Annotated in this window: 7 protein-coding genes; 5 read left to right on the top strand and 2 right to left on the bottom strand. The window is 31.0% G+C overall.

The window, feature by feature from the left end; translation table 11 throughout:
• Positions 1-113 precede the first annotated feature (113 nt).
• Positions 114-1,124: a hypothetical protein gene (locus OH814_RS02815; RefSeq protein WP_308826998.1), complete on the top strand. Its 1,011-nt coding sequence runs from the start codon at positions 114-116 to the stop codon at positions 1,122-1,124.
• 631 nt (positions 1,125-1,755) lie between these two features.
• Here the strand turns inward: OH814_RS02815 and OH814_RS02810 are convergent.
• Positions 1,756-2,439 (bottom strand): hypothetical protein, encoded by a 684-nt coding sequence (locus tag OH814_RS02810; protein WP_308826997.1) that lies wholly within the window; start codon positions 2,437-2,439, stop codon positions 1,756-1,758.
• 231 nt (positions 2,440-2,670) lie between these two features.
• Between OH814_RS02810 and OH814_RS02805 the strand changes: the two genes are divergently transcribed.
• The 4 genes from OH814_RS02805 to OH814_RS02790 all read left to right on the top strand — a co-directional run bounded on the left by OH814_RS02805 (position 2,671) and on the right by OH814_RS02790 (position 5,854).
• Positions 2,671-3,003 carry a single-stranded DNA-binding protein gene (locus OH814_RS02805; protein WP_308826996.1) on the top strand — a complete coding sequence of 111 codons (333 nt, stop codon included), beginning with the start codon at positions 2,671-2,673 and terminating at the stop codon, positions 3,001-3,003.
• Between the two features lie 176 nt (positions 3,004-3,179).
• Positions 3,180-3,641 carry an HRDC domain-containing protein gene (locus OH814_RS02800; protein ID WP_308826995.1) on the top strand — a complete coding sequence of 154 codons (462 nt, stop codon included), beginning with the start codon at positions 3,180-3,182 and terminating at the stop codon, positions 3,639-3,641.
• Between the two features lie 143 nt (positions 3,642-3,784).
• Entirely contained in the window at positions 3,785-5,155 is a 1,371-nt protein-coding gene (gene hisS, locus OH814_RS02795) for a histidine--tRNA ligase (protein WP_308826994.1), read from the top strand.
• A gap of 12 nt (positions 5,156-5,167) precedes the next feature.
• Positions 5,168-5,854, top strand: a complete 687-nt coding sequence (locus tag OH814_RS02790; protein WP_308826993.1) for a DUF1835 domain-containing protein — start codon at positions 5,168-5,170, stop codon at positions 5,852-5,854.
• An 86-nt stretch (positions 5,855-5,940) separates the two neighbouring features.
• On the opposite strand, the gene OH814_RS02785 is transcribed toward OH814_RS02790, so the two are convergent.
• Positions 5,941-6,444 (bottom strand): thermonuclease family protein, encoded by a 504-nt coding sequence (locus OH814_RS02785; protein WP_308826992.1) that lies wholly within the window; start codon positions 6,442-6,444, stop codon positions 5,941-5,943.
• Between the last annotated feature and the right edge of the window lie 119 nt (positions 6,445-6,563).

Raw genomic sequence — 6,563 nt, 5'->3', positions numbered from 1 at the left:
CCTTAAATAATAAACGGATAGAAATAAAGCTTTGCGTTGAAAAAATAAGAATTATAAAGTGCCATTTTGATTTAAAAATAATCTTTTTAATTATTCAGAAATAGATAAAAGGTATGTTTACACCTAAAGAAATAAGAATGAAAATGCATGGAACTTCTGAAGTTCCGTCTAAAATTATTGATCAGATTCACGAGGAAAGATTGCTTCAGATCTGGGTTCCGAAAGTGTATGGCGGATTGGGATTACGCTTAAATCAAGGTTTGCAACTCCTTTTTGATTGGTCAAAAATCGACGGAAGTTTAGGTTGGATGTTGACATTATGTTCTGGCGCCAACTTTTTTTCAAGAAATTTAAAACCCAATATTGCGAAAGAACTTTTTTCTAATCCCAAAACCTGTTTCGGAGGAAGTGGAATGATTGGCGGAACTGCAGAAAAGCAAAACGATGGAACTTTTCTGATCAACGGACTTTGGCATTTTGCAACTGGAGCACCACATTTAAGTCATTTTACTTTAAATGCGAGATTGACGGAGAATGGAAATCCTTTGCTTGGTGAATCAGGAAATGAACTGATCAGGTCTTTTGTTATTTCTAAAAATCAGGTTGAAATAATTCCAAACTGGAAATCGACGGGAATGAAAGCAACCGGAACATATTCTTTTAAAGTTGAAAATATAAAAGTCCCGGAAGATTACAGTTTTATTTACGATGAATTTTTCACTGGTGATGCGATGGACAAAATCCCGTTCAGAGTTTTTGCAGATTTAACTTTATTGGTTAATTATCTTGGGATGGCTTCTCATTTTTCTGAAGAAGCAATTAAAATAAGACCTTATTTAGATATAAAATTTTTCGATGAAAAAATAAATAAAGCGATGGTGAAAGTGATTGAATTTGCTGACGAAGTTGAAGGTTTACTGAATGAGTCTAAAACGATAACTCCGGAAAAACAATTAGAAATTCATGATTATTCTTCAGATTTGGTCGACAGTTTATCGCATCAGATTTTGCAGATTTATATTCAGTTAGGAATTAAAGCAAGTCATATTGATTCTGAGGTTTATCAGGTTTTCTGTGATTATTTTACGGCAACACAACATTCCAATTTTAGGAGGGAGTTTTAATGATTACAATGGAAGAATATTAGTTCACAATGCTCCAATATTAATTTGCATTTCAAAAATATAACTTTACAAGGTGAAAATATAGTTTAGCAATACAAGAATATAACTTTACATCGTGCCAATATTGTTTAACATTACAAGAATATAATTTTACATCGTGGCAATATTGTTTCAGAATGGAAGAATGTAAAAACATTTAACTTGAATATTCAATTACTATCTGAGAATATTGAATAACCTCAGTTCGGGATAAGAGATTTTGATAATATTTTTTAAATTATTAAACGCAAAGATTTTATAATTAAACTTTCTATTTTAGAAAGCAAAGGCAAATAAATTTGCTTCGCAAAGCTTGAGCAAAAGTTTGATAAAATCAACTTGTTAATTCTTCTTTGCTTACTTTATAAATGGATAAAATTCACCTTTGAATTAAATATATAATGGACTCAAAGTTAATAATTTACTATTGTTGCTTAACCCGAAATCAGGTTAAATAAGGATTGTGTTATTTTAAAAGCCTGTTTAAAGTTGTGTAAAAACTCTTTTTAATTTTGCTATATCAGAACAATCTTCAGATTCTTTTAATTATCAGCTTTTATTGCGACAAAGTTTATCTTTACCAAGATTTTAATTAATGAAGAAAGTTTAATTTTTCGTTAAATAACTTAAATTTTAAAATTTCAGATTGCCCAGGAATTTCTACAATAACCCAATAATAGTTGCTTTCTTTATTTATTATTTCATAAAAATATTTATCTCCTTTTTTACTAAAGTTCTTTCTTGTGTTGTTATTACTTTCAATAAATTCTAATTCGAATTTGTTTTTACCTAGCCATGTATAAAGTAATTTTGAGCTCGTTCCATCTTCAAAAATTTCTGTCCAATATTTTTTGTCTGTATTTACCAACGTTTTTTCTCCAGAATATTCAAAATAGTAAAAATTTGAATTGTTTTTAAATTGATTAATTTCTTTATCAGATACTTTAATTTCAGGTTTTGCATTTAGCTTCATCCAATTTTCACCTTGTGGAGGACTTATTCTTTGCAAATAATCTCTGAAATATTCACAACGTTTCTGAAATCTGAAGTATAGATTTTCCATTTTATTTTCATAATCTGAATCAGAAAATTGACTTAAATAAGGAAAAATGAATTTTTGGGTTAAAGATTCTATTCTTAAAGAATCGTTTAAGTTTTCAGTACTTTTAAAGTTTAAGCACATTTCATCAATTATTTTATCAGTCTTGTCTAATTCATTTTGTGCATTTATAAATACAGAAAATAGCAGCAAGGGAAATAATATTTTACTTTTCATTACAAGTGGGTTTTATTTTCGCAAATTTCCAAATATACGAAGATGAGCTAATCAAATCTTTATAAAATAAATCTTGATTTTCTTTATATATCCATTTTCAAACGACTACAAACGAATTTAAATAGTTTATCACCGACTAATTTTTTCAATCTGATGAATCTTTGCAACAGAGATTTGAGAAAACAAGTGAACGTCTCTTATCTAAATCGCTAATCTAAAAAATATAATGTCATGTCACTAAGAAACAAAGTAACCTTAATCGGTTTTACAGGTAAAGAAGTTGAAATAGTAAACTTCGAAAACGGCGGAATGAAAGCTTCGGTATCACTCGCTACAAACGATCATTACACCAATGCAAAAGGTGAGAAAGTAGAAGAAACACAATGGCACAGTTTGGTAGCTTTTGGGAAAACGGCTGAGATTTTTCAGAAATATGTTCAAAAAGGAAAAGAGATTGCCATTGAAGGGAAATTAACGTACAGATCGTACGACGATAAAGATGGGGTGAAAAAATATATTACCGAAATCAGAGTAGATGAACTTCTGCTTTTGGGTGGTAAATAATATCCGTTTATCAACCTACACTTTTTTTATGATAAACTTTTAGTTCTTTGCTAAGTTTACGCCTTTGCGAACTTGAATACAGCGAGTTGTCAAGAAGAGCTTTGCACACTTTGCGTTAAAATAATTGTAGGATTAAAAACGGAGAATCAAATAATTGATAAACTTTAAAAGCACAAATGATGAAAATAAAAGTTTTAAAAATCAGAATTGCAGATGAATTTCTGCGTGAAGACCAAAGAGAAATCGATCATTTTCTTGAACATCATGAAATTATTAAAACTGAGACTGCATTTGTACACGACGAACAGTTTTGGTCGGTAGTATTGTATTTTAATGACATAGAATCTGCCGTTAATAAAACAATCGTGAAAGATTCTAAAGTAGTTAAATATTCAGCGGATGATGAAATGTTAAACGAAGACGAAGGTAAAATTCTGGATGCTCTGAAGCTTTGGCGCTCCGAAAAAGCAAAAGAACAAGATCTTCCGACGTATTTTATAGCAACCAATAAAGAGCTCGTATCTGTTGCGAAATATAAACCTGCTAAAAAAGAAGAGTTGCTAGACATCAAAGGTTTCGGAAAACATAAGATTGAAAACTACGGCGAAGAGATTTTAGAAATCCTGGAAAGCGTGTAAAATAAAAACGACTAAAAACATAAATGATGAAATGAAAGGCCGGAGAAATAAATTCTACGGCTTTTTTATTGATTTAAAAGTCCTTTCAATTCCTTATTTTTGCAACCAATTACACATTACTTATTATTCATTACCCATATCATATGAAGCCAAGCTTAGCAAAAGGAACGAGAGATTTTACCTCACTGGAAGTTTCGAGAAGAAAATACATCATCAATATATTACAGAAGAATTTCGAATTATTTGGGTTTCAGCCTTTAGAAACTCCTAGTTTTGAGAATCTTTCTACTTTGACCGGAAAATACGGTGAAGAAGGAGATCGTTTGATTTTTAAAATTTTAAATTCAAGCATCAACGAAGCTAAAGAAGAAAAGAAAACTCAAATGTTGAACGATTTTCAGAAAGCTTTAGATAAACCGTTTAGTGCCGAAAGTCTTACAGATAAAGCACTTCGTTATGATTTAACGGTTCCTTTCGCAAGATTTGTAGCAATGAATCACGGGAAACTAACATTTCCGTACAAACGTTACCAAATTCAGCCGGTTTGGAGAGCAGACCGTCCACAGAAAGGAAGATTCAGAGAGTTTTATCAGTGTGATGCCGATGTTGTAGGAAGCGAAAGTTTGTGGCAGGAAGTTGATTTGGTTCAATTATATTTAAAATCTTTTGCTAAGTTGAAAGTTTCGGTAACCATTCATATCAACAACAGAAAAATTCTTTCAGGTTTGGCAGAATATGCCGGAATTACAGATAAACTGATCGATTTCACCGTTGCTCTTGATAAATTAGACAAAATAGGGAAGGATGGAGTAGTGAAAGAACTTTTAGAAAGAAATATTTCTCAGGAATCGATTGATAAATTAGATTTCCTTTTCAATCAGTCTAATGATGCTTTAGAAAATCTTCTTCAGCTGAAAGAAAAGTTTGCCGGAAATGAAATTGGTTTGAAAGGTGTTGAAGAACTTGAATTTGTGATTACTCAATCTCTGAATTTGGGAGTTAATATTCAGAATCTTGTTTTTGATATTACTTTGGCGCGTGGTTTAGATTACTACACCGGAGCAATTTTTGAAGTGAAAGCAGATGAAGCGCAAATGGGTTCTATCGGTGGTGGCGGAAGATATGACAACCTTACTGAAGTTTTTGGAGTGAAAAATATTCCCGGAATTGGAATTTCTTTTGGCCTAGACCGAATTTATCTGGTCATGGAAGAGCTTAATCTTTTCCCTGAAGAAGCAGCTTCAAATGTAGAATATCTATTTGCCAACTTTGGCGGAGAAGAAACCTCAGAAGCTTTAAAACTAATTATCCAATTAAGAGAAAAAGGAATTTCTGCAGAGCTGTATCCTGAAAGTGCAAAAATAAATAAACAGTTTACTTACGCTGAAAAGAAAGGAATTAAAAATTTGGTTTTCTTAGGTGAAGAAGAGGTGAAAAACAATACGGTTACTTTTAAAAACTTGGAAGCCGGTGAACAGAAAACAGTTTCTTTGGAAGAATTTCTTAATCTATAATTTCATTTGCTAATGAGTACTTTTCACATCCTGAATGGCGATTGTTTAGCCGAAAAATTTCCAAAAAACTTGGAAGGTGGAAGTATTATTTGGCGTGAAGCTTTAATTGATGGACCTGTTTCAGACAATAATTTCTTTGAAAATCGTAAGAAATTTATCACAGAAAATTACGATTCAGAAAGCGATTATGAAGAATTGGTTGTAAAAGAATTTCAAAGGATACAAAATATTCCAGAGGATTCTTCTGTGTTTTTCTGGTTTGAAGACGACTTGTTTTGTCAGGTAAATTTTTGGTTTTTAGTTTCAAGTTTGAATTTAAATAAATCTACGGTTTTCAGAGTTTTCCCAAAAGATAAAGAAAAAGGATTTGCAGAGAGTAATGAAATAGATTTGTTGGAAATGTTTGATTCTGCAAAAGAAATTAATCTTGAAGAAAGCAAATTAATCTCTAATCTTTGGATAGATTTTCAACAAAATAATTTATCGAAAGATGTTTCATCAGAAATTGTGAGAAACCTTGAAGAATTGGTCGTTGCAAACGAAAATAGGTTTAATGGAATCTTGGAAAATCAGATAAAAGATATTCAAAAGACAGCAGAAATCTTTGATGAAGTTTTTAGAGTTTTTAATCAAAAATATGCGATTTATGGTTTTGGAGATCTGCAATTAAAGAGATTTATTGATCAGTTTTCTGAATGATTTTCAGAAATATTAGAGTATTATTTAGATAATTTTTACAGATAAATATTAAAATTCCGGCTTTATTACAGCCGGAATTTTTTCTGTTATTTATTGGAAGTAAAGGACAAGGATTGTTGTGAAGCTTTTTTTCGTGATTTCCTCCATTCCCAAGGCGCCACCGGATTTTTGTCTTTCCATAATCCTAATTCTAATTTTTTTGCCTGTTTTTCCAAATCATCATAACTATTATCTTTCGAGTATCTTTTGAAATGCCAAGCCAAACCATTTTTTACAAGCTCTTTATTAAGATTTTTGCCGTTTGATAATATAATCTCGGCCAGCAATCTTTTATTGCGATCTTTTTTCCAGCCTGTAGAAAGTTTAACTTTTTTTCCAAAACATACATCTGATACAAACTGTTTTGCATTGTTTCCAAACGGCTGTTTTTTTTCCGGACAATCAATGTGTGAAAGCCTTACGACCTGTGGTTTCCCGTCCATTAATATCTCTACAGTATCACCGTCTTTTACCCCGATTACTTTATAAGATTTACTCTGCGAAAAGATAATCATTGGGAAGAGAAAGAGGAGAAAAGTTTTATAAATCATTTTAATATAATTACATTGTCATTGTTATCCATCTTCAGTAATATCAAAATTTACAGATAAGATTTTACGACAAAAATATCAAAAGAAATGATTAAATACTCAGGATTTTTGCAAACTTA

It is taken from the genome of Chryseobacterium sp. CFS15 (genome assembly GCF_031118795.1).
Taxonomy (GTDB): domain Bacteria; phylum Bacteroidota; class Bacteroidia; order Flavobacteriales; family Weeksellaceae; genus Chryseobacterium; species Chryseobacterium indoltheticum.
This window is presented reverse-complemented; position numbering and strand designations above follow the sequence as displayed.

Excerpts from the sequence above, each read along its gene's own strand:
- OH814_RS02805 (WP_308826996.1), top strand. The coding sequence starts at position 2,671 with ATGTCACTAAGAAACAAAGTAACCTTAATCGGTTTTACAGGTAAAGAA.
- OH814_RS02790 (WP_308826993.1), top strand. The coding sequence starts at position 5,168 with ATGAGTACTTTTCACATCCTGAATGGCGATTGTTTAGCCGAAAAATTT.
- OH814_RS02810 (WP_308826997.1), bottom strand. The coding sequence starts at position 2,439 with ATGAAAAGTAAAATATTATTTCCCTTGCTGCTATTTTCTGTATTTATA.
- hisS (WP_308826994.1), top strand. The coding sequence starts at position 3,785 with ATGAAGCCAAGCTTAGCAAAAGGAACGAGAGATTTTACCTCACTGGAA.
- OH814_RS02800 (WP_308826995.1), top strand. The coding sequence starts at position 3,180 with ATGATGAAAATAAAAGTTTTAAAAATCAGAATTGCAGATGAATTTCTG.
- OH814_RS02785 (WP_308826992.1), bottom strand. The coding sequence starts at position 6,444 with ATGATTTATAAAACTTTTCTCCTCTTTCTCTTCCCAATGATTATCTTT.
- OH814_RS02815 (WP_308826998.1), top strand. The coding sequence starts at position 114 with ATGTTTACACCTAAAGAAATAAGAATGAAAATGCATGGAACTTCTGAA.